This is a genomic window from Stenotrophomonas sp. B1-1, assembly GCF_010894375.1.
Classification (GTDB): domain Bacteria; phylum Pseudomonadota; class Gammaproteobacteria; order Xanthomonadales; family Xanthomonadaceae; genus Stenotrophomonas.
On record NZ_JAAIUZ010000005.1, the window covers coordinates 1 to 24,904 of the forward strand.

Genomic DNA, 24,904 nt, shown 5'->3' on the forward strand with positions numbered 1-24,904 from the left:
GGCCGGCAGCCGGCTTTGCCGTGCCTGTCTGCCAGACGGCCAAAATCCCATCCCACAACACAGTTGCTCCAAGGATGGATTCACGGCGTGTCCTGCAAGCCCACACCGCCCCGCCAAGCCACGGATAGCCCGCTTTTGAAGTTGAAGTTGAAGTTGACGTTGCCCTGGCTTCCAGTAGGTGCAGGGCTGCAAGCCCTGCCGAACACCCCCCTCCCCTTTGCGCATGTAAACGATTCCAGTGTGTTTCAGCGAAACATCATTCGGCCGACACGTCCCTGCAATATTGCGCAGCAGCATGCGCAGACCCTCTGGCCATGCTAAAAATCGCCCCGCCATCGCTTAGATCGATCCAAGCGGATCCCATGGGATGGCCCGGCGTTGGGGACCGGCACAGGACGTACCCGAACAACAGCGCGCCGCCCAGGCAGCCGCGCGGCATCAGCAAAATCGGCACCGCAGATTAGATCGATTCAAGTTTCCGCGACAGTCACCGGATCAATCCATGAGAGAGGGAGAGATGGCAATCAAGCATTCAACTCGTACGCACGGCCGCGACGCCTTGTCGTTCGCCGTCGCACTGGCCCTGGCCGCAGCCGTCGCGCCGACCGGCGCCGCTGCCCAGCAGGCCAGCGCACAACCGACCACCGGCAGCGCCGACGCCACCACGCTGGACAGCGTGCAGGTCACCGGCTACCGCTATGCGATCGAGAAGAGCCTGCAGCAGAAGCGCGACGCCAACGCCGTGGTCGAAGTGATCACCGCCGAGGACGTCGGCAAGTTCCCCGACAAGAACGTTGCCGACTCGCTGCAGCGCGTGCCCGGCGTGGTCATCACCCGCGACGGTGGCGAAGGCAAGAGCGTCAGCGTGCGCGGCCTCGACCCCGACCTGACCTTGACCCAGTTGAACGGCAACTACATCGCCACCTCCGAAACCAATGACGAGGCCAGCCGTTCGTTCAACTACACCCTGCTGCCGTCGAACATGCTGTCCAGCGCCGAGCTGTTCAAATCGCCGGAAGCACGCATTGACGAAGGCGGCATCGGCGGCACGGTCATCCTGCATACCCGCCGCCCGCTGGAAATGGAATCCAACTCCGGCTACGTGACCCTGGAAGGCGTCTCCTCCGACACCCACCAGGATGTCGATCCGCAGGCGTCGGCGCTGTACTCGTGGCACAGCAAGGACGAGCGCTTCGGCGTGCTGGTCGGCGTGACCCAGCAGAAGCGCACCAGCCGCACCATGGAAGTGACCACTGAGAACTACCAGTGGTACGGCACTGACGTCGACGCCCGTGATGTCAACGGCAACGCCCTCACCCAGGGCGGCATCAACTACTGGTGGGGCAACTCCGGCTTCAACGACCAGTTCGGCCGCAACTACACCGACTTCTTCATGCCCACCTCGGTGAACTTCGCGGTGAAGGAAGAGAAGCGCGAGCGCAAGGGCGGCCAGCTGACCTTCCAGTTCAAGCCGGTCGACAACCTGACCCTGACCGCCAACTACTTCCGCTTTCAGCTGGACGGCGACTACACGCAGAACATGCTGAAGGTGCCCGAGTGGAACATGGCGCGCTACAACGGTGACGGCAACTGGGCTGGCGGCCGCCTGCTCAACGGCCTCAGCTTCGACCCCAGTGGCACCGTGGTTACCGGCGCACAGTTCGAAAAGCTGGCCGGCAAGACCTACTACTGCGGCGAAGACGAAGCCGCTGCCGCCGGCCTGGCCCCGGGCGGCTGGGGACCGGACGACTGCACCATTCCCACCCCGCAGCTGACCGGTGGCTACAGTCGCGAAAAGGCGCTCTCGCAGACCGCCGACCTGACCATCGACTGGGACATCAGCCCGCTCTGGAAGGCCTCCTTCAGCGGTGGCCGCACCTGGTCCGAGGGTGGACCGTCGATGAACTTCCGCATGTCGGCCAAGCCGCGCCGCCGCGTCAACGGCGTGTGGGAATCGGGCAACCAGTACACCGCGTGGGACCTGACCGGTACCCCGTCGCTGACCGTCTCGCCGAACCTGCAGGAGGTGCTGATGAATGGCATCGCCGAGGTCGACACCGGTTCCACCGATTCGTCGTGGATGCAGACCGAGGTCGAGCAGAACCACTTCCAGGCCGATGTCACCAAGATGTTCGAAAGCGGCTGGCTGGACTCGATCCAGTTCGGCGCCAAGTACCGTGATGGCAAGGTCCACCGCAACACCGGCAACACCTACTGGGTGTGCCAGGGCGCCGACCCGGCCGACTATGACAGCCGCTACCAGGCCGGCTGTGACAACACTGCCGGCATCGCCCAGCCCGGCTTCTTCCTATCCAACCCGATCAGCGGCATCGCCGGTGGCTTCAACGCGAATGTATTCCCGGGCATCAACTTCCCGTCGTACATCGATTACCTGAACTCCACCTACGGTTCGTCGCACAACCGCGTTGAGGACGATTTCGTCTACAACGTCAACGAGAAGATCTACTCCGGCTACTTCCAGGCCAACTTCCGTACCGAGCGCCTGCGCGGCAACGTCGGTGTGCGCGTGGTGCGCACCAAGCAGTTCGCCCAGTCCAGCGACTCGATCGAACGCTTCAACGATTACTTCCTGGACAACGCCTCCGGCGCGCCAATGTCCTGCGATGATCCGGCGGCGGCCGCCTTCCCGACCTATGGTTGCGAAAGCGGCTTCGTGCGCCTGCCCGATGCCCTGGCACGCGAGAAGAGCTACGAGCTGATCGGTTCGGACCGCACCTACACCGACGTGCTGCCCAGCTTCAACATTGCCTGGGACATCACCGACAACCTGGTGCTGCGTGGCGCTGCGTCGAAGGTGGTGGCACGGCCGAGCTACACCAGCATCGCCGCACCCGGCAGCCTGAGCTACTACAGCCCCGAGTACGTCAATGACCGCCGCGTTGCCGGCGGTGCGCCGACCGAAGGCTGGGCCGGCAGCGGCAGCAACAAGAACCTGGAAGCCTTCGAAGCGACCCAGTACGACCTGGGCGTGGAGTGGTACTTCATGCCGGGCGCGGTCGCCGGCGTCGGCCTGTTCCGCAAGGACATCAGCAACTTCACCGTGCCGATCGTGCGTGACGTGCAGATGGAAGTCGGCGGCGAAATGGTGACGGTGCAGAACTACAGCACCCAGGCCAACGGCCGCGATGCGGTGTCGCAGGGCGTGGAGCTGTACGGCCAGTACACCTTCGACTTCGGCCTGGGCGTGCAGGCCAACTACACCTACAACGACACCAACCTGGCCTCGATCGAGCTCAATGGCGAGAACCTGGGTGCATCGCCGCTGGTGGGCAGTGCCAAGAACCAGGCCAACCTGACGGTGTTCTACGAAACCGACCGGTTCCTGGCCCGCGCCTCGTACAACCGCCGTGGTGAAGTGGTTGGCGGCCTGGTCAACGGCATGACCCAGTACACCGAGCCGTACGACCAGCTGGATCTGAACGTGGCCTACAACTTCACCGAAGCGCTGACGTTCACCGCCTCGGTGCTCAATGCCACCAAGTCGGAACAGCGCGTCTATCTGGGCAACGACACCCAGTCGCGCCTGATCTCCAACCTGTATTCGGGCCGTCAGATCTACTTCGGCGCGACCTACAAGTTCTAAGCGCTACCGGGGTCGGAGCCCTTCTGCGAAGGGATCCGACCCCGTTCAACGGTCCTCCACGGCAGCTGCGCTTTCACAGGTGGCTGCCGTTTTTATGCGCACCTTCGTCCAGCGCCTTGCGCAGTGCCGCCACCGTGGCAGTGCTGGTCTGGTGCCAGTCGGGATCCAGCCCGCGCAGCAGCGGGTTCTGGAATTGCATGGCCGAACGCCGCAGCCCCTTGGCCGATGCATGCAGTTCGCTGCAGCCGGTCAGCCGCGCGATCCTGGCGATGTTGGCCGGGCCGATGCCTGCGCCCGCCATCACGCAAATGCGCCCTGCCGCCTGCGCCACCAGCGCGGCCAGCATGCTGCTGCCGGCTTCGGCGCTCACCTGCCCGCCTGAACTGAGCACCCGCGTGCAGCCCAGGTCGATCACCTGTTGCAGGGCCGCGGGAAGATCGCGTGCGGCATCGAACGCGCGATGGAAGGTGACCTGCAACGGCCCCGCCGCCTGCACCAGTTCGCGGCACAGCGGCATGTCGATGCCACCGTGCACATCCAGCGCACCAATCACCACGCCATCGCAGCCCAGCGCACGGCACTGCGCGATGTCACGCAGCATCAGCTCGGTTTCCAGCGCGTCGTAATGGAAATCGCCCGGGCGCGGCCGCACCAGCACGAACAAGGGAATCTGCAGGCGCTCGCGTGCGATGGCGATGCTGGCGAACGACGGCGTGGTGCCGCCCTCGCCCAGGTTGTCGAACAGCTCGATGCGGTCGGCGCCACCGGCCTGCGCGGCCAGCGCAGATGCCAGTGAATTGCTGGCGATCTCCAGCGTCAGCGCGGCGCTCACGTCTGGCTGCTCGTGTAGATCGACGGCGAATCGCGCAGGTCGTCCTGGCGCTGGCCATCGCATACCGCATAGACGAAGCCGCGATGCAGCGCGTACGCGCCCACTTCGCCCTGCTTGTTCATTGCCAGGAAGCACACCTGCAGCGTGCGGCTGGCTTCGGGGCGCTTGCGCACCACCCGGTCGATCGCTTCACGGCAGGCCTGCGCAGGCGTGCGCCCCTGCCGCATCAGCTCGACGACCAGGAACGAGGCAGCGTTGCGGATCATCTCCTCGCCCACGCCCGAGGCGGTGGCGGCGCCCACTTCGTTGTCCACGTACAGGCCGGCACCGATGATCGGGCTGTCGCCTACGCGCCCGTGCAGCTTCCAAGCCATGCCGCTGGTGGTGCAGGCCCCGGCAAGATGCCCCTTGGCGTCCAGCGCCAGCATGCCGATGGTGTCGTGGTTGTCGCTGTTGCCGGGGATGCCACGGCGCTCGGCGTTGATCTGCGGCTGGTACTGCTCGGTCTTCAACCATTCGCGCCAGGCCGCCTCGGCCTGCGGGGTGAGCAGCCGCTTGCGCTCGAAGCCCTGCTGCACCGCGAACCGCTGGGCACCGTCACCCACCAGCAGTACATGCGGGCTGTTTTCCATCACCCTGCGCGCCACCGACACCGGGTGCGCGATGTCCACCAGGGCAGCCACCGCGCCGCAGCGGCCATCGCCATCCATGATGCTGGCATCCAGGCTCAATACCCCGTCGCGATCGGGGTTGCCGCAATGGCCGACGGTGGGATTGCACAGTTCGCTTTCGGCCCAGCGTGCGCCGGCTTCCACCGCGTCCAGCGCGCTGCCGCCCTGGCCCAGTACCTTCCACGCGGCCTGGTTGGCCGGCACGCCGAAGTCCCACGTTGAAACGACCTTCGCCCCGCCCTGGGTGCGCGCCTGCACACCCGGCAAGGCGGCCATGCCTGCGGCCAATGCACCGGCCTGCAGGAACTGCCTGCGATCCACCATGTTGCCCTCCCCTTGCAGAAAGCGATGCCGGCCGCGGGCCGGCTGCGTGATTCAGCCCCCGCGCGGCAGCCGCGCCGCGTGCCAGACGGCCGCGCCGAGCACGCCCAGCTGGCCATGTTCCACCCGCCACACCGGCACCTGGCGCAGCACATCCGCCAGCACGCCCTTGTTGAGGAAGCGCTCGCGGAAACGCCCGTCGGCCAGGAAATCCTGCACGTGGGCGGAAATGCCGCCGGCCAGGTACACCGAGCGCGCACCTACGGCAATGGCCGCATCGCCCGCCAGGCTGCCCAGCCACGCGCAGAACACCTGCAGGGTTTCCACCGCCACCGCATCCTCGCCACTGCGCGCGGCGCCGATCAGCGCTTCGGTGGTCGACCACTGCGGTGCAACCCCGCGCAGTTCGCACAGGCACGGGTACAGGTTCAGCAGCCCGCTGCCGGACAGCACCCGTTCGTTGTCCACGTGCGGCCAGCGCTGCAGCAGCTTGGCCAGCACCTGCAGTTCCAGCGCGGTGCCAGCCCCCAGCGCGGCGTGGCCCAGTTCACTGGCCAGCACCGGGCGGTCGCCATCGGCAAAGCGCAGCGCTGCGCCCAGGCCGGTGCCCGCGCCCAGCACCAGCGCCGGGAACGCCTGCGCCGGGTCGCCCGGGCCGTTCAGCGGCACCAGCGTTTCCGGCTGCAGGTAGGGCACGGCCAGCGCCACGGCCTCGAAATCGTTGATCAGCTGCAGTTCGCCCAGGCCCGACTGCGCGCGCGTGGCCGACAGCGAAACGGTCCACGGCAGGTTGGCGTTGATCAGCACATCGCCATCGAGCACGCCGGCAATGGCCACCACCGCGCTGTGCGCGGGCGGGTCCAGGCTGGCACTGAAGTCGGCCAGGATCGCTGCCAGGCTGGCGTGGTCGGCGCAGGCATAGGTGCGGTAGCCGCCCAGGCGCGGGGTCTGGCCAGGCACCAGATGGGCCACCGCGACACGGGCGAAGGTGCCGCCCACATCGGCCACTACCACGCTGTGCGAAACGCCGGCGCCGCTGGCGTCGGAGGAAGACGGGTCTACTGCTGCGACGTTCACACGGGCCTGCTTGAATCGACGGATCGGCGTCGATTCTCGGGCATCCCAGCGGCTTTGCCAACGCTGCGGCAATGCCCCGCCCGGCAGCGTCTTACATGCCTTCCTGCTCGGCCACCTGCACGCCGTCCACCAGCACGCGCAGGCGCTGCGGACGGAAGCCGGCGAACAAGAGCGGCCGAGTGCGTTCCACCAGCACCTGGTGGCCGGCGATATGGCGCAGCCAGGACTGCACCAGCGAGAACGAAAAATGCGTGCCCGGGTGCAGCGGGTGCTGCACCCACACCGTTTCGCTGGCGCTGCGCAGCTGCATGGCACCACTGAACCAGTGGCGGCTGAGGGTGACCGGCGTGGTGCCGGCCATGAAGCGGATTTCCATGGCGCGTCCTTTCGTCGTGGCAACCGCCCGCCCGGTCAGGGCTGGGCGGTCTGCAGGCTGTAACTGGTGGTGGCGGTGAACACCGCACCGTCGGGCTGGGTGGAGCGTACCTCCACCTTGTGGCTGCCGACCGCCAGCCCGGTGGGCAGCGCGCCACGCCACAGGTGCGGCGAGGCGGTGGCTTCCGGCGAACGGTCATAGCCGCGCAGGGTGCTGGCCAGATCGTCGGCCACGTTTTCCACCAGCAGGCGCGGGTCGGGCTGGCTGACCTGCTTCATCGGCTGCCACGGGCCACCATCCACGCGGTACTCCACCACGCTGGCGTCCTCGCCCATGTACACGTTGGCGTAGACGCCCCATGCCGGGTAGGCGCCCTGGCGCAGCACCTTCGGCGCGTGCAGGCCGATCTGCTCGCTGGCCGGGGCGCCGGCCACGCGGTACTGCAGGCGGTAGCTGCCGTTGCCGGCCACATCCAGCAGCGCATAGCCCTTGGGCGTGCCATCGCTCATGGTGCTGTCCGGCACGCCGGCGGCATTCTTCACCCCGGACCAGAACGCGCCGCAGTTGGCGCCCACGTTGTATTCGTGCAGCGGCTTGTCGCCCTGCCAGCCTTCGGCCTTGCCGTGGTAGACGTGCTGCTGGGTGTGGCTGTGCCCGCTCAGCACCAGCACGTTGCGGAACGGCTTGAGCAGATCGAACAGGCGCTGGCGGTCGGCATGGCGGAAGGTCTCACGCCCCGGTGCCGCATCGAACAGCGGAATGTGCATGCCCAGCACCAGCAGGCGGTCCTTGTGCAGGCCCTTCAGGTACGCAGCCAGGAAGGCGAACTGGTCCTCGCGCAGGCCGCCCACATACTTCGGCTTGGCGTTGGGGTCGTACACCACATCGTCCAGGAACACGAAGCTGGCACCGCCCTCTTCCACCGCGTAGGTGTCCGGGCCGTAGATGTTGCGCCAGCTGTCCAACGAGTGGTCATCGTTGGCGGCGTCGAAATCCAGGTCGTGGTTGCCGGGCACATGGAACCACGGCACGCCCAGTTCGGTGGTCACCTTGTTGATGGCCGGGTACAGGGTCAGGTCGTCATTGACGATGTCACCCAGGGTGGTGCCCAGCCGCGCCTTGGTCTGCCCCACCAGCGGTTTGACGATCGACTGCTGGTAGTAGCCGATGTCCTGCGTGGTGGCGGTCTGCGAATCGGTGAACACCAGCATCTGGAAGCCGCGCCGGCTGTCGTGGCGATCGGCCTGCAGGGCGAAATCCCAACTGCGGGCGGCATCACCGGTGGCGGCGATGCCACCGTACTTCAGGGCCGGCGAGCCGTTGGGGCGGTAGTGCCGCCAGAACGACGGCAGTCCGTCGGCCGCCTTCGGGAAGGAATAGGCATCGGGCTTGATGACGAACACCGTCTGGCCATCGCGCACCGGCAGGCTGTAGCTGCCATCGGCGGCGGTCTTGACGATGGTTTCGCCGTTGGACACCTGCACGCCGGCCAGGCCGGGATCGGTGGCACCGCGCCCGGGCTTGCCGTCGCGCTCCAGGTAGACCTTGCCGCTCACCACGGTATCGGCGGCCCATGCCGGCGAAGTAAGCAACAGGCAGCACAGCCAGGCGGCAGGCAGTTTCATGGGGGCAGTCCGGGGGCAGAGAGACCCCCTATTGTAGGTGCGGACCGTTGGTCCGCACACCACTATCTGTCGCCCTTGTAGAGTCGAGCCATGCTCGACTGCATTGGCCACAACAGTCGAGCAAGCTCGACTCTACGGGTGGGTGCGGATCACCGGTGCCGCTGCTCCAGCACCGCCCGTGCATCATCCAGCGACAAGCCGCGCGCGCGCAGCAGCACCAGCAGGTGGTACAGCAGGTCAGCCGATTCCCCCAGTAATGCCTCATCGTCCTGGGCCACGGCGGCCAGCGCGGTCTCCACGCCCTCCTCGCCCACCTTCTGCGCGATGCGGCGAATTCCGCCCTCGAACAGCGAGGTGGTGTAGCTGCCCGGCGGTCGCTGCGCATCGCGCACGGCCACCAACTGGCCCAGGCCGCCCAGGAAATCCTTCGGCGCGCCGTCGAAACAGCTTTCCGCGCCGGTGTGGCAGGTCGGGCCGGCCGGGCGCGCCAGCACCAGCACGGTGTCGGCATCACAATCGACGCTGATCGACTGCACCGCCAGCACATGGCCGGACTGCTCGCCCTTGGTCCACAGGCGCTGCTTGCTGCGGCTGTAGAACGTCATGTGGCCGGTCACCTGGGTGATATGCAGCGATTCGGCATTCACATAGCCCAGCATCAGCACCTGCAGCGTATCGGCGTCCTGCACCACAGCCGGCAGCAGGCCATCGCCCTTGCCCCAGTCCAGGGTTTCCAACGCCTGCGGCGACGGGCGTACTTCAATAGACATCTCGAACCTCGATCTGTTGCTCGCGCAGGTAGCGCTTCAAATCTGCAATGGCAATGGCGCCGCTGTGGAACACGCTGGCGGCCAGTGCACCGTCCACGTCGGCCTGGTCGAAGGCCTGGGCGAAGTGCTCCATCGCACCGGCACCGCCGGAGGCAATCAGCGGCACGTTGCAGACTGCACGCGCCTGGCGCAGCTGCGCCACGTCGTAGCCACGGCGCACGCCGTCGCTGTCCATGCAGTTCAGCACGATTTCGCCGGCACCGCGGCGCTGCGCGTCCACGATCCAGTCCAGGGTGCGCAACGGCACCGCCTGGGTCTTGCTGGGATCACCGGTGAAGCGGCGCACGCGCCATTCGCCATCGGCCTCGCGCACCGAATCCACGCCGACCACCACGCACTGCACGCCGAACTCGTCGGCCAGTTCGGTGATCAGCTCGGGACGGCCCAGCGCCGGCGAGTTGATCGAGATCTTGTCGGCACCGGCAAACAGCACACGGCGCGCGGTTTCCACGCTGTCGATGCCACCGGCCACGCAGAACGGAATGTCGATCAGGCGCGCGATGCGCTCGATCCAGCCCACGTCCACCGAACGTGCTTCCGGGCTGGCGCCGATGTCATAAAACACCAGCTCGTCGGCGCCCTGGTCGCGGTAGCGCTGGGCCAGTTCGGCGATATCGCCCATGTCCACGTGGTCGCGGAAGCGCACGCCCTTGACCACGCGGCCATCGCGCACGTCCAGGCAGGGAATGATGCGGCGGCTCAACATGCCAGTGCCTCGCCCAGATCCATGCGCTGTTCCAGCAGGGCCTTGCCCAGGATTGCGCCACCACAGCCGGCCGCGCGCGCCTCGGCCACGTCGGCCACGCTGCGGATGCCACCGGACGCCTGTACGGCCACGCCCGGCAACAGCGCGGCAAGATGCGCGTACAGGCTGATGTTCGGACCGGCCAACATGCCATCGCGGGCGATGTCGGTGCACAGCAGGTGGGCCATGCCCGCCTGCGCATAACGCTGCGCCAATGCATCCAGGGTGACCCCGGCGTTCTCGGTCCAGCCATGGACCGGCAGCTGCCACTGGCCCTGCGCGTCCTGGCGCGCGTCCAGGGCGATGGTCAGGCGCTGCGGACCGAACTCGGCCAGCCAGCCGATCACCGTCTCCGGCTCGCGCACGGCCAGCGAACCGACCACCACGCGGCCGGCACCGGCATCGAGGATGCGCGCCACGTCGTCGCGGCCGCGCACGCCGCCACCGGTCTGCACCTGCAGCGACGTCTGCGCGCGTATCGCCGCCAGCAGGGGCGCCAGGGTGTAACCACCCGCTCGCGCCGCATCCAGATCGACCAGATGCATCCACTGCGCACCCTGCGCGGCAAAGGCCTGCGCGCGCGGCAGCGGATCGTCACCGTAGTGGGTTTCCTGCGCATAGTCGCCCTGGCGCAGCCGCACCACGCGGCCATCACGGATATCCAGCGCGGGGTAGACGGTGAAGCTCATGCAGCGGTGCCCTCAAGGAAATTGCGCAACATCTGCGATCCGGTCTCGCCGGAACGCTCGGGGTGGAACTGGGCGCCGAAGTAGCGGCCCTGCTCCACCACGGCGGTAAACAGGCCGCCGTGATCGCAGGCGGCCACGGTGTGGGTGTTCAGCGGTGCCGCATAGCTGTGCACGAAGTACGCGCTGGCACGCTCGGGCACGCCCTGCAGCAGGGTCGATTCGCGCAGCGGCAGCAGCCGGTTCCAGCCCATGTGTGGCACGCGGATCCCGCACGCCGGCACCAGCTTGCGCACCACACCGGGAATCAGGCCCAGGGTGTCCACGCCCGCTTCTTCGGAACGTTCGAAGAGCAGCTGCATGCCCAGGCAGATACCCATCAGCGGCACTTCCAGGCGCCGCAGCGGTTCCACCAGGCCCTGCGCGTGCAGGCGCTGCATGCCCGGTGCGGCCGCGCCCACGCCAGGCAGGATCACCCGCTGCGCACCGGCCAGGCCCTCGGCATCACGCACCAGCCGCACCCGCGCGCCCAGGCGTTCCAGTGCGTAGCGCACCGAGCCCAGGTTGGCACCGCCGGCATCGATCAGCGCAACCTCGCTCACAGCGCCCCCTTGGTGCTGGGCAACGCCGTGCCCTGTCGGGCCAGCGCCGGGCGCAGCGCACGGGCCAACGCCTTGAAGCACGCCTCGACCTTGTGGTGGTCGTTGTCACCGCGCACCTGCAGGTTCAGGTTCAAACCGCTGGCATCGCACAGCGAACGGAAGAAGTGCGGCACCAGTTCGGTGGGCATGTCGCCCACGCGCTCGCGCTTGAACTCGCCTTCGAACACGAAGTACGGCCGGCCGCTGAAATCCAGCGCGGCGCTGGCCAGGGTCTCGTCCATCGGCAGGGTGAAGCCATAGCGGCCGATGCCGCGCTTGTCGCCCAGCGCTTCGCGCAGCGCCTGCCCCAGCGCCAGGCCGGTGTCCTCGATGGTGTGGTGCTCGTCGATGTGCAGGTCACCCTCGGCCCGGATGTCCAGGGCGAAACCGCCGTGCTTGCCGATCTGTTCCAACATGTGGTCGAAGAACGGCAGGCCGGTGGCGATGTGCGCATCCCCGGCACGGTCCAGGTCCAGTTCAACGCGGATCTTCGTTTCCTTGGTGTTGCGCTGGACCACGGCGGTACGCGGCGCATCGGCCAGCGCGTGGGCGATGCCGGGCCAGTCCCACTCGCCGCCGAACTGCTCGGTACGCAGCTGGAAAGCGCGGATGTTGAGGTTCTCGGCGAACTGCACGTCGGTGATGCGATCACCCACCATGGCCGAACGCGCCCAGTCGATGCTGCGGTCCTGCAGGTAGGCGGTCATCAGGCCGATGGCCGGCTTGCGCGTGGGCGCATTGTCCTGCGGCCAGCTGCAGTCGATCAGCACGTCACGGAACACGATGCCCTGGCTTGCGAAGATCTGCAGCATCAGGTCGTTGGGGCCATCGAAGCTGGCGCGCGGGTACGCGTCGCTGCCCAGGCCATCCTGGTTGGTGACGATGACGAACTGGTAGCCGGCATCGCGCAGCTTCAGCAGCGCCGGAATAACCTGCGGCACGAAGCGCAGCTTCTCGTAGGCGTCGATCTGGAAGTCGGCCGGCTCCTCGATGAGGGTGCCGTCGCGATCGATGAACAGAATGGGGGTCATGCAGCGGCCCTCCGAGCCGACAGGGCCGCGAGCACGCGGTCGTTCTCTTCACGCGTGCCGATGCTGATGCGCAATGCATCGCCCAGCTGCGGCGCGGCGCGCTGGTCACGCACCACCACGCCAGCCGCCAGCAGGGCGTCGAATGCGGCCTGCGCATCGCCAAAGCGCACCAGCAGGTAATTGCCCGACGAGGGGTACACGCGGCGCACGCCGGGCAGGCCCGGCAATGCCGCGAACAAACGTTCGCGTTCGGCAATGACGGTGGCCACGCGCTCGGCGGTGCGGGCCAGTGCGGCCGGCTGCAGCGCCTGCACGGCCAGTTCCGCGCACGGCGTCGGCACCGGATACGGCGCCTGGCAACGGCGCAGCACGGCAATCAATTCCGGCGCGGCAATCAGCGTGCCGATACGGGCCGCAGCCAGTGCATGCGCCTTGGACAGCGTGCGCAGCACCGCCACGTTGGCGTGCGCGGCCAGCAGCGTGGTGGCTGACGGGCGCTGTGCGAATTCCACGTAGGCCTCGTCCACCACCACCAGGGCCTGCCCACGCAACGCCGTGGCCACACGTTCGATCCCGGCCAGGCTGATATCGCTGCCGGCCGGGTTGGACGGTGCGCACAGGAACACCAGCTTGGCGCCCTGCTGCTGCGCGGCGCTGATGACAGCATCCAGATCGGCGTGCAGACCCTCGGCCGAATCCACCAGCGGCACGTCGATCAGCGCGGCGCCCTGCAGGCGCGCGCACACCGCGTACATGCCAAATACCGGCGAGGTAACCAGTACGCCGTCGCGACCGGGCACGCACAGCGCACGCACCAGCAGATCGATGGCCTCGTCGCTGCCACGGCCGATCAGCAGCTGCTGCGGCTGCACGCCGTACAGCGCGGCCAAGCCCTCGCGCAATGCCAACGGTTGCGGTTCGGGATAGCGGCGGCTGCTGCCGACGGTATCGGCAGGATTGGCCCAGGCCGACTCGTTGGCGTTCAGCCAGACATCGCCCTGCACGGCCGCGCTGCGCGCCGAGCTGTAGCCGGCGAAGGCCTGCAGGTCCGGGCGCACCAGCGCCAGTACGTCGTTCACCGCGCTCATGCAGCGGCCTCCATGCGCACGGCCACGGCGCGTTCGTGCGCGTCCAGGCCCTCGGCACTGGCGATGATGCGCGCGCAACCACCAATCGCCGCCAGCCCGGCCGCGCTGGCACTCTGCACGCTGATCAGGTTCTGGAAACTGGCCACGCTCACGCCGCTGTAGGCACGCGCGGCGCCAGCGGTGGGCAGCACGTGGTTGGTACCACTGCAGTAATCGCCCAGCGCTTCCGGCGTGTAGTCGCCCAGGAATACCGAACCGGCGGCCTGCACCTGCGCCAGCCAGTCGCGCGGTTCACGCAGCGCCAGGATCAAGTGCTCGGGTGCGTAGCGATTGCTGATGGCGAAGGCCTCGGCCAGCGCCTCGACCTGGATCAGGCGCGACGCCGACAGCGCCTGCCGCGCGATCTGCTGCCGCGGCAGCAATGCGACCTGGCGTTCCACTTCGGCTTCAACGGCCGCCAGCATCGCTGCGTCGTCGGTCAGCAGCAGCACCTGCGAATCGGGGCCGTGCTCGGCCTGCGACAGCAGATCGGCGGCGACAAAGGCCGGGTTCGCACCGGCATCGGCGATCACCAGCACTTCCGATGGGCCGGCCGGCATGTCGATGGCAGCCGCGCCGTCCTGCGCCACCTGCTGCTTGGCCTCGGTCACGAAACTGTTGCCCGGCCCGAACAGCTTGTCGCAGGCCGGAATGCTGGCCGTGCCATAGGCCATCGCGGCGATGGCCTGGGCCCCGCCCAGCTTGAACACGCGCTGCACGCCGGTCAGCCGCGCGGCCACCAGCACGGCCGGATCGGCACTGCCGTCGGCGCGCGGCGGCGTGCACAGCACCACCTGCGGGCAGCCGGCCAATTGCGCCGGCACGCCCAGCATCAGCGCGGTGGACGGCAGCGGCGCACTGCCGGCGGGCACGTACAACCCTACCCGGCCGATCGGCCGCAGCATGCGTTCGCAGACCACGCCCGGCGCAGTTTCCACCGCATAGCCCTGGCCCATGCCGGCCTGGTGGAAGCGGCCGATGCGCTCGGCGGCCTCGACCATGGCCTGGCGCAGCGCCGCCGGCACGGCCGCTTCAGCGGCGGCGAATTCGTCCTCGGATACTTCGAACGACGGCAGTTCCACGCCGTCGAACCGGGCAGTGATGGCGCGCAGGCCGGCGTCACCTTCGGTGCGCACCTGCGCGATCAACGCAGCCACCGCATCGCGGGTCTGCTGGGCCACGGTCTGCACCGGGCGGGTCAGCGCCTCGCTGCGTGCGGCTTCATCAAGTTGCGACCAGATCAGACGATTCATGCCAGCGACCGCTCCACGCTCAACACCATCAGGCCCTGGGCGCCGGCGCGCTCCAGTTCTTCCATGCGCTGCCAGGTCAGCGGACCCGGGCACATGGTCTGCAGGCGCAATGCGCCCCCATCGGCAGGCAAACGCACCAGCGGCTCGGCATCGGCCAGCAGCTGGGCCAGTGCGTCCACCCGGTCTTCGCTGGCGCGGAACATCAGCAGCTTGCGGTCCTGCTTCTGTACCACGCCATCCAGGCGGCGCAGCAGCATGCTGCGCAGGCCGGCGCGGGCATCGTCGGGCACGCGCACTGCACCGGCCAGCACGGCCTCGCTGTCCAGCAGGTTGTGCACGGGCGTGAGCTGGTTGGCACGCAGGGTGGCGCCACTGGAAACCAGGTCGCAGATCAGGTCGGCAGTGCCCAGGCGCGGGGCGATTTCCACCGAACCGGACAGTTCCACCACCTGCGCATCCACGCCCTGCTCGCCCAGCCACTGCTTGAGGATGGCCGGGTAGCTGGTGGCGATGCGGGTACCGGCCAGCTGCGCCGGACCGCTCCACTGCCACTCTTCGGGCACGGCCAGCATCAGCCGGCACTGGCCGAAGCCCAGCCCGCGCAGGGCCTGATAGGCGTCGGGCAGGCCGATCTGGCGGCGCGCGGCGGCCTGTTCGTCCAGCTCGTTGCGGCCGACGATGCCCAGGTCGCACACGCCGTCGGCAATCAGGCCGGGAATGTCGTCGTCGCGCACCAGCAGCAGGTCCACCGGCAGCGATTCGCCGTAGCAGAACAGCTTGTCGCGGCTCTCGCGCCAGCTCAGGCCGCAGGCGCTGAGCAGGTTGCGGGCGGGCTCGGCCAGACGGCCGCTTTTCTGGATGGCGATGCGCAGCCGGTCACGTGCCGGCGCTGCCTGGGTTGCACTCATGGGGGAAGTCTCGAAGTTCGGAACGGGCGCGGATCAGCGCGAAGCAAGGCGGTCGATGGCAACGGCATAGCCTCGATGGCCATGCTCGAGCGTGCGCGCGACGCGTCCGGTGGTGGTCACGCTGACCCCGGTGCGTTCGTGGATCTCGCGGTAGGGCACGCCCTGCTGCAGCAGCGGCACGACCTTCCAGCGGTCGGCCATGGCTTCCAGCTCGGCGGGGGTGCACAGGTCACGCAGGAAGGCGGCGACCTCGTCGGGGGCGCGCAGGGCGGCAAAGGCCTGGGCCAGGGCGTCCAGGTCGGCCTGCGGGTCTTTGGCGGCAATGTCGGGGCGGGCTTTCACGGGGTCGATTTTGTGCATCAATGTAATAGCGCGTTAGTACATTAACGCATTCTTGCGCAGTGCGTCAAATCTGGAGGGGTGTTGTGGGCAGGGCTGCGCCCTGCACCCGCTGTAGAGTCGAGCCATGCTCGACTGAAGCAACAGCAAAAAGCTGGTTTCCTGGGGTTGGCGGGGTGGGTCCGGTTGAGGGGGACGGCGTAAATACGTCCATGTAGCCTCGGTCGCGCCATCCATGGCGCTCACGCCCCCTCAACCGGACCCACGCCGCCTTCGACAGTTGGCCGCGAGCTGTTGGGACGGCAAGGGGTCGGATTCGTTTTCTGAAGGAAGACGGCTCTGACCCCGGAACGCGGCCCGGAAACAAAAACGCCCACCGGGTGGTGGGCGTTTGCTGGCGTGTCGGCGTGCGGCCAACCGGCCGTTACATCACCTTCGACTGTTCCAGCTCGACCTGCAGGGTGCTGGCCAGTTCGTCGCGGGAGACTTCGAACTGCTGCTCGCGCACCAGGTCCTTCACCGCCACCACGCCGCGCGCCAGTTCATCCTCGCCCGCCAGCACCACGAAGCGGATGCCGGCCTTGGCCGCGTACTGGAACTGCTTGCCGATCTTCTTCGGCTCCATCTGCACTTCGGTGTTGATGCCACCGCTGCGCAGGCGGCGGGCGATGTCCAGCGACTGCGCCATGCCCTGCTCGTCCATCAGCGCCACCAGCGCCTGCACGCTGCTGGCTTCGATGCCGTCGATCAGGCCGGCTTCGCGCAGCTGCCAGAACAGGCGCGACAGACCAATGGAAATGCCCACGCCCGGCAGCTTGGACTTGCTGTAGTGGCTGGCCAGGTCTTCGTAGCGGCCGCCCGAGCAGATCGAGCCGATCTGCGGGTGGTCGGTCAGCGTGGTTTCGTACACGGTGCCGGTGTAGTAATCCAGGCCGCGGGCGATGGAGAAGTTCAGGCAGTACGCGCTTTCCGGCACGCCCAGCGCCTGCACCAGCTGCAGCACTTCGCGCAGCTCGGCCACGCCGGCGCGCAGGGTGTCCGACGATGCGGCATTGGTTTCCAGCGCCGCCAGCTGGGCCAGCGCATCGGCATGGCCCTGCGAACGCACCGCTACGAACGCCAGGATCTTCTCGACCTGTTCGGCCGGAATCCCGAAGCCCTCGCCCACCAGCGTATCGCGCACGTAATCGGCGCCGCGCTTGTCCAGCTTGTCCACTTCGCGCAGCACGGCCAGCTGGCGCTCGCCCTCGGCCACGCCCAGGCTTTCGAAGAAGCCGCGCATCAGCTTGCGGTTGTTCAACTGGATGCTGAAATCGCCGATGCGCAGTTCCGAGAACACCGCATGGATGACCGCCAGGACTTCAGCGTCGTAGCGCACGCTCAGGCTGTCCTTGCCGATCACATCGATGTCGCACTGGTAGAACTCGCGGAAGCGGCCACGCTGGGCACGTTCACCGCGGTACACGCGCTGCATCTGGTAGCGGCGGAACGGGAAGGTCAGTTCGTGTTCGTGCTCGGCCACGTAGCGGGCCAGCGGCACGGTCAGGTCGAAGCGCAGCGCCATTTCCGGCAGCGAACGGTCGCCCGATTCGGCCGCATTGGCCAGCGCACCGGTGGACTGCACGAAGTACACCTGGCGCTCGGTTTCGCCGCCGGACTTGGTCAGCAGCACATCGGACAGCTCGAACACCGGGGTTTCCACCGGCAGGAACCCGAAGCGCTCGTAGTTGCGGCGGATGACGTCCAGCATGCGCTGGAACGCAATCTGCTCGCGCGGCAGCAGTTCAAGGGTGCCGGGCGGGGTACGGGGCTTGATCACGGGGCGGAACTCCTGCAGGAACGGGAACGTGGGAGGGGGCGACATTCTAGCGCCCCGCATCGCTCAGGCGCCGATCAGGGGCCGTCTGGCCGCATGAAGTATCATAAGGCCCTCCCCGCCCGCGATCTGCCCCTGCACCATGTCCCGGCCCGACGGCGCCCTGCCCGCTGATCCCTCCTCCGCTGCACCGTCCTGCACCACGCTGGACTGCCTGCACTGCTCGGTGCGGCATCTGGCGGTGTGCTCGGCGCTGTCGCCCGACGAGGTGCAGGCGCTGGAACAGGTTACGGTGTCGCAGCAGGTGGCCGTGGGCAGCACGCTGGCCCGCAGCGGTGAAGAACGCCTGCATGTCTATACATTGACTGCCGGTGCACTGCGTCTGGTGCGCACCCTGGCCGATGGCCGCCGCCAGATCAGCGGCTTCGTGCTGCCCGGCGATTACCTGGGCCTGAGTGGCAGCGACCACCACCGCTACGATATCGAAGCCATTGCGGACAGTCGCGTGTGCCGGGTGGCGATGCCGCAGATGCGCGCCCTGCGCGGGCGCTACCCGCATCTGGAACGCAAGCTGCTGCAGCGCGCCTGCCAGGAACTGGACGCCGCGCAGGACGCGGCGCTGGCCCTGGCCCGTCTGCAACCGGCAGAGAAGCTGGCCGATTTCCTGCTGCGCCTGGCCGCGCGCGAGGCCCGCCTGGGCGGCGACGGCCTGCGCGTGCAGCTGCCGATGGGCCGCGGCGATATTGCCGATCATCTGGGCCTGACCATGGAAACGGTCAGCCGCACCTTCACCAAGCTGCGCCAGCAGGGCCTGATCGCCCTGCCCCATCTGAACGTAGTGGAGATCCAGGACGAAGACGGCCTGAGTGCGCTGGCCGGTGACGGGCTGATGTGACCGCGGCCGCCGGGCATGGCCCGGCGGCGCTTGATCAACGCAACAACACCTCGCGCAACGCGTTGTAGTCGGCCGGCAACGGCTCGGCATGCGCCGGGCGCTGCAGCAGCGCATCCAGCGCCGGCGGCACCGCCACCGCTTCACCGATCAACGGCTCCACCACCGCCTCGAACTTGGCCGGGTGCGCCGTGGCCACCACCGCCCAGTCACCCTTGGCACCACGCACGCGCAGATCGCGCAGCACTTTTACCGCCGTGGCCGTATGCGGGCAGAACAGTTCGCCATGGCTGGCATGTTCACTGGCGATGGTCGAGCGGATCGTCACATCGTCCACGCTGAACGCACGGAACGCGGCGCGCAGTTCGGCGTCATCGTCGTTGTACAGCCAGCGCAGGCGCTCGAAATTGCTCGGCGCCCCCACATCCATGGCGTTGGCCACGGTGGCCACGCTGGCCTGTGGCTGGTACTGCCCGCCATTGAAGTAGGCCGACAACACCGCATTGGCGTTGGTGGCCAGCACGATCTGCCCGATCGGCACACCCAGCGCCCTCGCCAGCACCGCCGCCATCGCATTGCCCAGGTTGCCGGTCGGCACCACCAGGTTCAGGCGACGCCCGCTCTGCGCGTGGTGCACCAGCGCGGCATGCGCGTAGTAGCTCATCTGCGGCAGCAGGCGGCCCAGGCTGATGCTGTTGGCCGAACTGAGCGGCACCTGCGCCTGCAGCGCGGTGTCGGCCAGCGCCTGCTTGGCCATGGCCTGGCAATCATCGAACGAACCGGCCACGCGCAGCGCCTGGATGTTGTCACCGAAGCAGCCCAGCTGATGCGCCTGGCGCGGCGATACGCGGCCGTCGGGATACAGCACCACCACGCGCACGCCCGGCTGCTGGTGGAAGGCCGCGGCCACGGCCGCACCGGTGTCGCCGGACGTTGCCACCACGATGGTCAGATCGCGGTCCTTGCCGGCCTGCAGGCGCGACAACGCACCGGCCAGGAAACGCGCGCCGATGTCCTTGAACGCGGCCGTGGGCCCATGGAACAGCTCCAGCACATGGTCGCCGTTGCCCAGCGCACGCAGCGGCACGGGGAAATCGAAGGCCTGCTGGCAGATCGCAGGCAGCGCATCGGCCAGTGCATCACCGGCGAAGAACGGCGCCAGCAGATCCGCTGCGGTGTCGGCCAGGGTTGCGCCGGCCTGCAGCACACGCGGTGACGGCAGACGCTCGGGCACGTACAGGCCGCCATCGGGGGCCAGCCCAGCGGCGATGGCCGCACTCAGGCCAACGGCCGGTGATTGGCCGCGGGTCGATACGAAATGCATCACGTCGGTTTCCAGAAGGGGGGAAGGATTCAGCACAGGTGGGCTCCCGGGGCATCCAGCGGCGAGACCCAGGCCTCGCTGTCCAGGCCGGCGGCCGCAAACGCGGCACGCACCGGCGCCGCCGCGGCCCGCGCGCGGTCGGCATCGTCGAACCAGGCGAACACGCTGGGGCCGGCACCGGAAATGCCGGCGCCCATCGCCCCCGCCGCCAGTGCCGCCTCCTTGGCGGCATCGAAACCGGCGATCAGGCCGGCGCGCCGCGGCTCCACCAGTACATCGCGCAGGCCGGCCCGCACCAGCTCCGGATCACTGCGATGGCAACCGCTCAGTACCAGGGCCAGGTTGGCACTCTGCGCAACGAACTCGCCCAGGGCATAGCTGCCCTGCAGCGCCTGCCGCGCACGCCGCGTTTCCAGCACGGCCTGCGGGTGTACCAGCAGGCTGTGCCAACTGGCCGGCACCGGCACCGGCACCAGCCGGTCGGCGGTGCACAGCGCCAACCCGCCCAGCAGCAGCGGGCCCACGTTGTCGCCGTGGCGGCCGCCACTGGCCACCGCTTCGCCATCCAGCGCATGCGGGTACAGCGCTGCGCGTGGCAGCGGCGAATCCAGCAACGCGTTGGCCGCCACCAGAGCGGCCACGCACGAGGCCGCCGAACCGCCCATGCCCGAGCCGAACGGAATGCCCTTGTCGATTTCGATGGCGAAGCCGAACTCCAGGCCCAGCGCTTCACGCAGCGACATCAGCGCCGCGCCGGCGGTGTTGCCGGCGGCGTCCAACGGCAATGCAACTTCGCTGCCGCGGATCGCATCGATGCGCACCAGCGGGTCGGCGATGCGGCGCACGGTTACCGTATCGCCCACCCCGGCAATGGCGTGGCCGAGGATGTCGAAGCCCACGGCCACGTTGGCCACCGAGCCCGGCGCGAATGCACGTGCGATCACAGCCGCGCTCCTTCACCGGCAGCCACCCGCAGCAGGTCGGCAAAGACACCGGCGGCGGTCACTTCCGGACCAGCGCCCGGGCCCTGCACCACCAGCGGGTTGTCGCAGTAACGGCGGGTACGGAACTGCACCACGTTGTCGGTCAGCCGCAGGTTGGCAAAGGCGTGCTCGGCCGGCAGCTCCTGCAGGCCCACCGACGCACCATCTGCGCCCAGCCGCGCGACATAGCGCAGCACTGCCCCACGCTCGCGCGCGGCCTGCAGGCGGGCCAGCAGTTCTGCATCCGAGTCGCCGAGGCGCGCCATGAAATCGTCCACGCTGCCCGCGCGCAGGGCCGCCGGCACCAGGCTTTCCACCTGCACCTGTTCCAGGCTGAGTGCGTGCCCGGCCTCGCGGGCCAGGATCACCAGCTTACGCGCCACGTCCACGCCGGACAGGTCATCGCGCGGGTCCGGTTCGGTGTAGCCCATGGAACGCGCCTGCGCCACCAGTTCCGAGAACGGCTGGCTGCCGTCGAAACGGTTGAACAGCCAGGCCAGCGTGCCGGAGAAGATGCCTTCGATCGCCAGCACTTCATCGCCGGTGTCCACCAGGTCGCGCAGCGTGGTGATGACCGGAAGGCCCGCGCCCACCGTGGCTTCATAGCGGAAGCGCGCGCCACTGGCCGCGGCCGCCGCACGGATGCGCTGGTAGCGTGCCAGCGGTCCGGCCCCGGCCTGTTTGTTCGGGGTCACCACGTGGATGCCGGCAGCCAGCCAGTCGGCGTAGCGCTCGGCCACCTCGGCACTGCCGCTGCAGTCGATCACCACCGCATGCGGCAGGTGCGCGGCCAGCAGGTGTTCGGTGAAGGCATCCAGATCACTGGTCTGGCCGTTTTCCTGCAGCGCGGCGCGCCAGTCGACATGCAGCACCTCCGCTTCCAGGCGCATGCGCGACCGCGAAGCCAGCGCACGCACGCGCAGATCGACATTGGCCTTGGCCAGCAACTGCGGGCGCGCGGCCAACAGCTGGTCCAGCAAGGCTGCACCCACGTTGCCCGGACCGATCACGCCCACCGCGAAGGTCTGCGGCGACAACCAGAACCCTGCATGCGCGGCGCGCAACGCACGCGGCGCATCGGCGCTGGACACGGCCACCGAGATATTGCGCTCGGACGAGCCCTGGGCGATGGCCAGGATGTTCACCTGGGCGCGGCCCAGCGCTTCGAACAGGCGCGCGGCCACGCCTGGCTGGCCGGCCATGCCGTCGCCCACCGCAGCCAGCACGCTCACTTCGTCGCTCACCTGCACCCGCTGCACCTGGCCCACCGACAGTTCGTGGGCAAACGCCTGCAGCAACGCCTCGCGGCCACGCGCCGCCTCGGCAGCGCGCACCACGCAGCAGATCGAATGTTCCGACGACCCCTGCGAGATCATCACCACCGACACATGGGCCTGGCGCAGCGCGGAGAACACGCGCTCGGCGGTACCCGGCACGCCCATCAGGCCGGTGCCTTCCAGGTTCAACAGGGCCAGGCCGGGGCTGAGCGTCAGCCCCTTCACCGGCCCACGCGGCGAACGCTCGGCACTGATGCGCGTGCCCGGATGCAGCGGCTGGAAGGTGTTGCGGATGATGATCGGCATGCCCAGGCGGATCGCCGGCGACATCGTCTGCGGGTGTACTACCTTGGCGCCGAAGTAAGCCAGTTCGCAGGCTTCGTCGTAGCTCAGCGCTTCCAGCTGCACCGCCTCGGGCACCAGCCGTGGGTCGGCCGACAGCACGCCGTCCACATCCGTCCAGATATGCAGCTCATCGGCGTTGAACAAGGCGGCGAAGATCGCGCCGGAATAGTCGCTGCCGTTGCGGCCCAGCGTGGTGATGCGATCCTGGCGGTCACGTGCCACGAAACCGGTGGCCACCACCCGCGCCTGCGGGTGCTGCAGGCGCCAGTTGGCCAGCCGGTCGGCGCTGGCCTCCCAGTCCACGTCCACGCCCAGTTCGCCGTGGCCGACCACCAGCACGTCGCGCGCGTCCAGCACCGCGCAGTCCTCGCCCAGCGCCCGCAGGTGGCTGCCCAGCAACTGCGCGGAAAACACTTCGCCCAGGCCCTGCACGCGGTCCAGCACCTCGCGCGGCAGTTCGCCGATCACCGCCAGCGCGGCCAGCACATCGGCCAACTGGTCAAAGCGCGCGTCGATCCATTCCACCGTCTCGCCCACCTGCTCGCCCAGCAGCGCCACGGCGGCGCCGCGGTGCCGCGCACGCACCGCATGCCAGGCATCGCGCCAGCCCGCGTCGCCGCGCGCGGCCAACTGGGCCAGTTCGATCAGCGCATCGGTCACGCCCTTCATGGCCGACACCACGGTGACCTGCAGCGCTTCGGGGCGGGCCAGCAGCAGACCGGCTACGTGGCGATAGCGCTCGGCATCGGCCACCGACGTGCCGCCGAATTTATGCACGACAGTGGAAGGCGCGGCCAGATCGAGATGGGCAGCGGAATGGGCGGGGGCGTTGGCGGACATGAAGACCTCATTGGGAGGCCCCGTCGCATGCAGGTGTCGAGTTTCCCCGCCACCTGGATGGTGCGGGGCCGTGGTTTTCGGGAGTTACACGAAGACGACGGGCCGCACCAGGGCAGTGGTGACGGTGGTGGTGGTAATGGTGGTAATGGCGACCGGCGCAGTCGAGCGGCCCGCGGTAGCGGGGGCGATCAGGCTGGCAAGGGCGGCATCGAGAACCATGGCGCACAGAAAACACCGTGCGCTGGGGCGCTGTCAAGTGTTGCAGCGCAAAATATTCCTGCGGCGATCATCTGCCAACGTGCCGTCATTTGGTTGCATCTGTGACGAAGCGGCGATCAGGGCGCCCATGGCGCGCAATCACCCGGCATGTTCGGCGATCGCGCGCGGCGCACGGTGTGCGTGCGCACACAGCAGCACCCCGGCCACCAGGCAGACGATGGCCAGCGCCTCCAGCAGGGTCGGCCAGCGCCATTGCCAGGCGAACGCGTACAGCAGCGCAAACAGTGTTTCGAACACGATCATCTGCCCGGTCAGGGTGAGCGGCAGCAGACGGCTGGCGCGGTTCCAGAAAGCATTGCCGATCAGCGAGGCAAACACCGCCACGCCGGCACTGATGCTCCAGAACAGCGTCCACTGCGCTGGGCTGTGCGCCGCGCTCTGGCCAGTGAATGCCATCGGCACCAGCAGCAGGGCCAGGCCGCCGGTGGTCACGCCGGTCAGCATGGACCAGTCATGGCTGGAAAGATCGGGCCGCCGCGCCAGCCAGCGGCTGTTACCCACCGAATACACCGCCCAGGAGAACAGCGCACCAAACGCACACACCAGGCCCAGCACGCGCTGCCGCCACGGCGTGGCCAGGTGTTCGGACATCAGCGCCTCCCAGCCCACCAGGGTGACCCCGAGCACGCACAGCCCCAACGCCGGCAACAACTGCTTCAACGGCACCGCACCCTGCTCGCGCACACCCACCAGGGTCACCACCACGGGGATCAGCCCGACGATGAGCGAGGCCGCCGCACCACCGGCCCACTGCACGGCGGTGGCCAGCAGCAGGAAGTACACCAGGTTGCCAGCCAGGCTGAGCCAGAGCAGGCCCCGCCATTCGGCGCGGCCCAGTTTCGGTGCCAGCCGCTTCCAGCGCGGCAGCAGCAGCACCAGCGCAATCAGGCCGTAGACCAGATAGCGGCCGGCCGACAGCTGCAGCGCATTGAACGAACGCAGCACGGCCGGGGCGAGGAAAACCACGCCCCACAGCGCGCCGGCGGCAACGCCATTGGCGATGCCCAGGGCCATCGGGTTGTTGCGCATGAACACATCATCGGGGGAAGGACAGGCCGCGCAGTGTAGGCGGCGCCGTCGCG

General features: G+C 68.3%; 22 protein-coding genes. 2 read left to right on the forward strand and 20 right to left on the reverse strand.

What is annotated here, in order from left to right; genetic code table 11:
- Positions 1 to 517 precede the first annotated feature (517 nt).
- Positions 518 to 3,604 (forward strand): TonB-dependent receptor, encoded by a 3,087-nt coding sequence (locus G4G00_RS03195; protein WP_164271164.1) that lies wholly within the window; start codon positions 518 to 520, stop codon positions 3,602 to 3,604.
- A 73-nt stretch (positions 3,605 to 3,677) separates the two neighbouring features.
- Here the strand turns inward: G4G00_RS03195 and G4G00_RS03200 are convergent, their stop codons facing one another.
- From G4G00_RS03200 to hisS, 15 genes are all read right to left on the reverse strand, one after another.
- Positions 3,678 to 4,436: a copper homeostasis protein CutC gene (locus G4G00_RS03200; RefSeq protein ID WP_108752953.1), complete on the reverse strand. Its 759-nt coding sequence runs from the start codon at positions 4,434 to 4,436 to the stop codon at positions 3,678 to 3,680.
- Entirely contained in the window at positions 4,433 to 5,431 is a 999-nt protein-coding gene (locus G4G00_RS03205; RefSeq protein ID WP_164271166.1) for a N(4)-(beta-N-acetylglucosaminyl)-L-asparaginase, read from the reverse strand. Before G4G00_RS03205 ends, G4G00_RS03200 begins: the two co-directional genes overlap by 4 nt.
- 51 nt (positions 5,432 to 5,482) lie before the next feature.
- The gene (locus tag G4G00_RS03210) at positions 5,483 to 6,505 is read right to left on the reverse strand and encodes a glucokinase (RefSeq protein WP_108752951.1); all 1,023 of its coding nucleotides are present in this window, start codon (positions 6,503 to 6,505) and stop codon (positions 5,483 to 5,485) included.
- 91 nt (positions 6,506 to 6,596) lie between these two features.
- Positions 6,597 to 6,881, reverse strand: coding sequence for a hypothetical protein (locus G4G00_RS03215; protein WP_108749468.1), 285 nt, complete (start codon positions 6,879 to 6,881; stop codon positions 6,597 to 6,599).
- Positions 6,882 to 6,916: 35 nt separating this feature from the next.
- Positions 6,917 to 8,506 (reverse strand): calcineurin-like phosphoesterase family protein, encoded by a 1,590-nt coding sequence (locus G4G00_RS03220; protein ID WP_108752950.1) that lies wholly within the window; start codon positions 8,504 to 8,506, stop codon positions 6,917 to 6,919.
- Positions 8,507 to 8,655: 149 nt separating this feature from the next.
- The gene (gene hisIE, locus G4G00_RS03225; RefSeq protein ID WP_108752949.1) at positions 8,656 to 9,276 is read right to left on the reverse strand and encodes a bifunctional phosphoribosyl-AMP cyclohydrolase/phosphoribosyl-ATP diphosphatase HisIE; all 621 of its coding nucleotides are present in this window, start codon (positions 9,274 to 9,276) and stop codon (positions 8,656 to 8,658) included.
- The gene (hisF, locus tag G4G00_RS03230) at positions 9,266 to 10,042 is read right to left on the reverse strand and encodes an imidazole glycerol phosphate synthase subunit HisF (RefSeq protein ID WP_108752948.1); all 777 of its coding nucleotides are present in this window, start codon (positions 10,040 to 10,042) and stop codon (positions 9,266 to 9,268) included. Before hisF ends, hisIE begins: the two co-directional genes overlap by 11 nt.
- On the reverse strand, positions 10,036 to 10,770 hold the full coding sequence (gene hisA / locus G4G00_RS03235; RefSeq protein WP_108752947.1) for a 1-(5-phosphoribosyl)-5-[(5-phosphoribosylamino)methylideneamino]imidazole-4-carboxamide isomerase: 735 nt from the start codon (positions 10,768 to 10,770) through the stop codon (positions 10,036 to 10,038). The genes hisF and hisA overlap by 7 nt, the downstream gene beginning before the upstream one ends.
- Positions 10,767 to 11,369, reverse strand: a complete 603-nt coding sequence (gene hisH / locus G4G00_RS03240) for an imidazole glycerol phosphate synthase subunit HisH (protein ID WP_108752946.1) — start codon at positions 11,367 to 11,369, stop codon at positions 10,767 to 10,769. Before hisH ends, hisA begins: the two co-directional genes overlap by 4 nt.
- Positions 11,366 to 12,439 carry a bifunctional histidinol-phosphatase/imidazoleglycerol-phosphate dehydratase HisB gene (gene hisB, locus G4G00_RS03245; RefSeq protein ID WP_164271169.1) on the reverse strand — a complete coding sequence of 358 codons (1,074 nt, stop codon included), beginning with the start codon at positions 12,437 to 12,439 and terminating at the stop codon, positions 11,366 to 11,368. The genes hisH and hisB overlap by 4 nt, the downstream gene beginning before the upstream one ends.
- Positions 12,436 to 13,527 carry a histidinol-phosphate transaminase gene (gene hisC, locus G4G00_RS03250; protein WP_164271172.1) on the reverse strand — a complete coding sequence of 364 codons (1,092 nt, stop codon included), beginning with the start codon at positions 13,525 to 13,527 and terminating at the stop codon, positions 12,436 to 12,438. Before hisC ends, hisB begins: the two co-directional genes overlap by 4 nt.
- Positions 13,524 to 14,819, reverse strand: a complete 1,296-nt coding sequence (hisD, locus tag G4G00_RS03255) for a histidinol dehydrogenase (RefSeq protein WP_164271175.1) — start codon at positions 14,817 to 14,819, stop codon at positions 13,524 to 13,526. The genes hisC and hisD overlap by 4 nt, the downstream gene beginning before the upstream one ends.
- Entirely contained in the window at positions 14,816 to 15,727 is a 912-nt protein-coding gene (gene hisG / locus G4G00_RS03260) for an ATP phosphoribosyltransferase (RefSeq protein WP_108752942.1), read from the reverse strand. The genes hisD and hisG overlap by 4 nt, the downstream gene beginning before the upstream one ends.
- A gap of 33 nt (positions 15,728 to 15,760) precedes the next feature.
- The gene (locus G4G00_RS03265; protein ID WP_240336072.1) at positions 15,761 to 16,087 is read right to left on the reverse strand and encodes a YerC/YecD family TrpR-related protein; all 327 of its coding nucleotides are present in this window, start codon (positions 16,085 to 16,087) and stop codon (positions 15,761 to 15,763) included.
- A 403-nt stretch (positions 16,088 to 16,490) separates the two neighbouring features.
- The gene (gene hisS / locus G4G00_RS03270; RefSeq protein ID WP_108761870.1) at positions 16,491 to 17,885 is read right to left on the reverse strand and encodes a histidine--tRNA ligase; all 1,395 of its coding nucleotides are present in this window, start codon (positions 17,883 to 17,885) and stop codon (positions 16,491 to 16,493) included.
- Between the two features lie 139 nt (positions 17,886 to 18,024).
- On the opposite strand from hisS, the gene G4G00_RS03275 reads away from it, so the two are divergent.
- The gene (locus tag G4G00_RS03275) at positions 18,025 to 18,777 is read left to right on the forward strand and encodes a helix-turn-helix domain-containing protein (protein ID WP_164271180.1); all 753 of its coding nucleotides are present in this window, start codon (positions 18,025 to 18,027) and stop codon (positions 18,775 to 18,777) included.
- 34 nt (positions 18,778 to 18,811) lie between these two features.
- Here the strand turns inward: G4G00_RS03275 and thrC are convergent, their stop codons facing one another.
- From thrC to G4G00_RS03295, 5 genes are all read right to left on the reverse strand, one after another.
- Positions 18,812 to 20,098 (reverse strand): threonine synthase, encoded by a 1,287-nt coding sequence (gene thrC / locus G4G00_RS03280; protein WP_164271522.1) that lies wholly within the window; start codon positions 20,096 to 20,098, stop codon positions 18,812 to 18,814.
- A 29-nt stretch (positions 20,099 to 20,127) separates the two neighbouring features.
- Positions 20,128 to 21,042, reverse strand: coding sequence for a homoserine kinase (locus tag G4G00_RS03285; RefSeq protein ID WP_108761868.1), 915 nt, complete (start codon positions 21,040 to 21,042; stop codon positions 20,128 to 20,130).
- Positions 21,039 to 23,543 (reverse strand): bifunctional aspartate kinase/homoserine dehydrogenase I, encoded by a 2,505-nt coding sequence (gene thrA, locus G4G00_RS03290; protein ID WP_164271183.1) that lies wholly within the window; start codon positions 23,541 to 23,543, stop codon positions 21,039 to 21,041. Before thrA ends, G4G00_RS03285 begins: the two co-directional genes overlap by 4 nt.
- An 84-nt stretch (positions 23,544 to 23,627) precedes the next feature.
- On the reverse strand, positions 23,628 to 23,762 hold the full coding sequence (locus tag G4G00_RS22080) for a hypothetical protein (RefSeq protein WP_267895964.1): 135 nt from the start codon (positions 23,760 to 23,762) through the stop codon (positions 23,628 to 23,630).
- Positions 23,763 to 23,900: 138 nt separating this feature from the next.
- A complete protein-coding gene (locus G4G00_RS03295; protein ID WP_164271186.1) occupies positions 23,901 to 24,851 on the reverse strand; it encodes a DMT family transporter in 951 nt (316 codons plus the stop codon).
- Positions 24,852 to 24,904 lie beyond the last annotated feature (53 nt).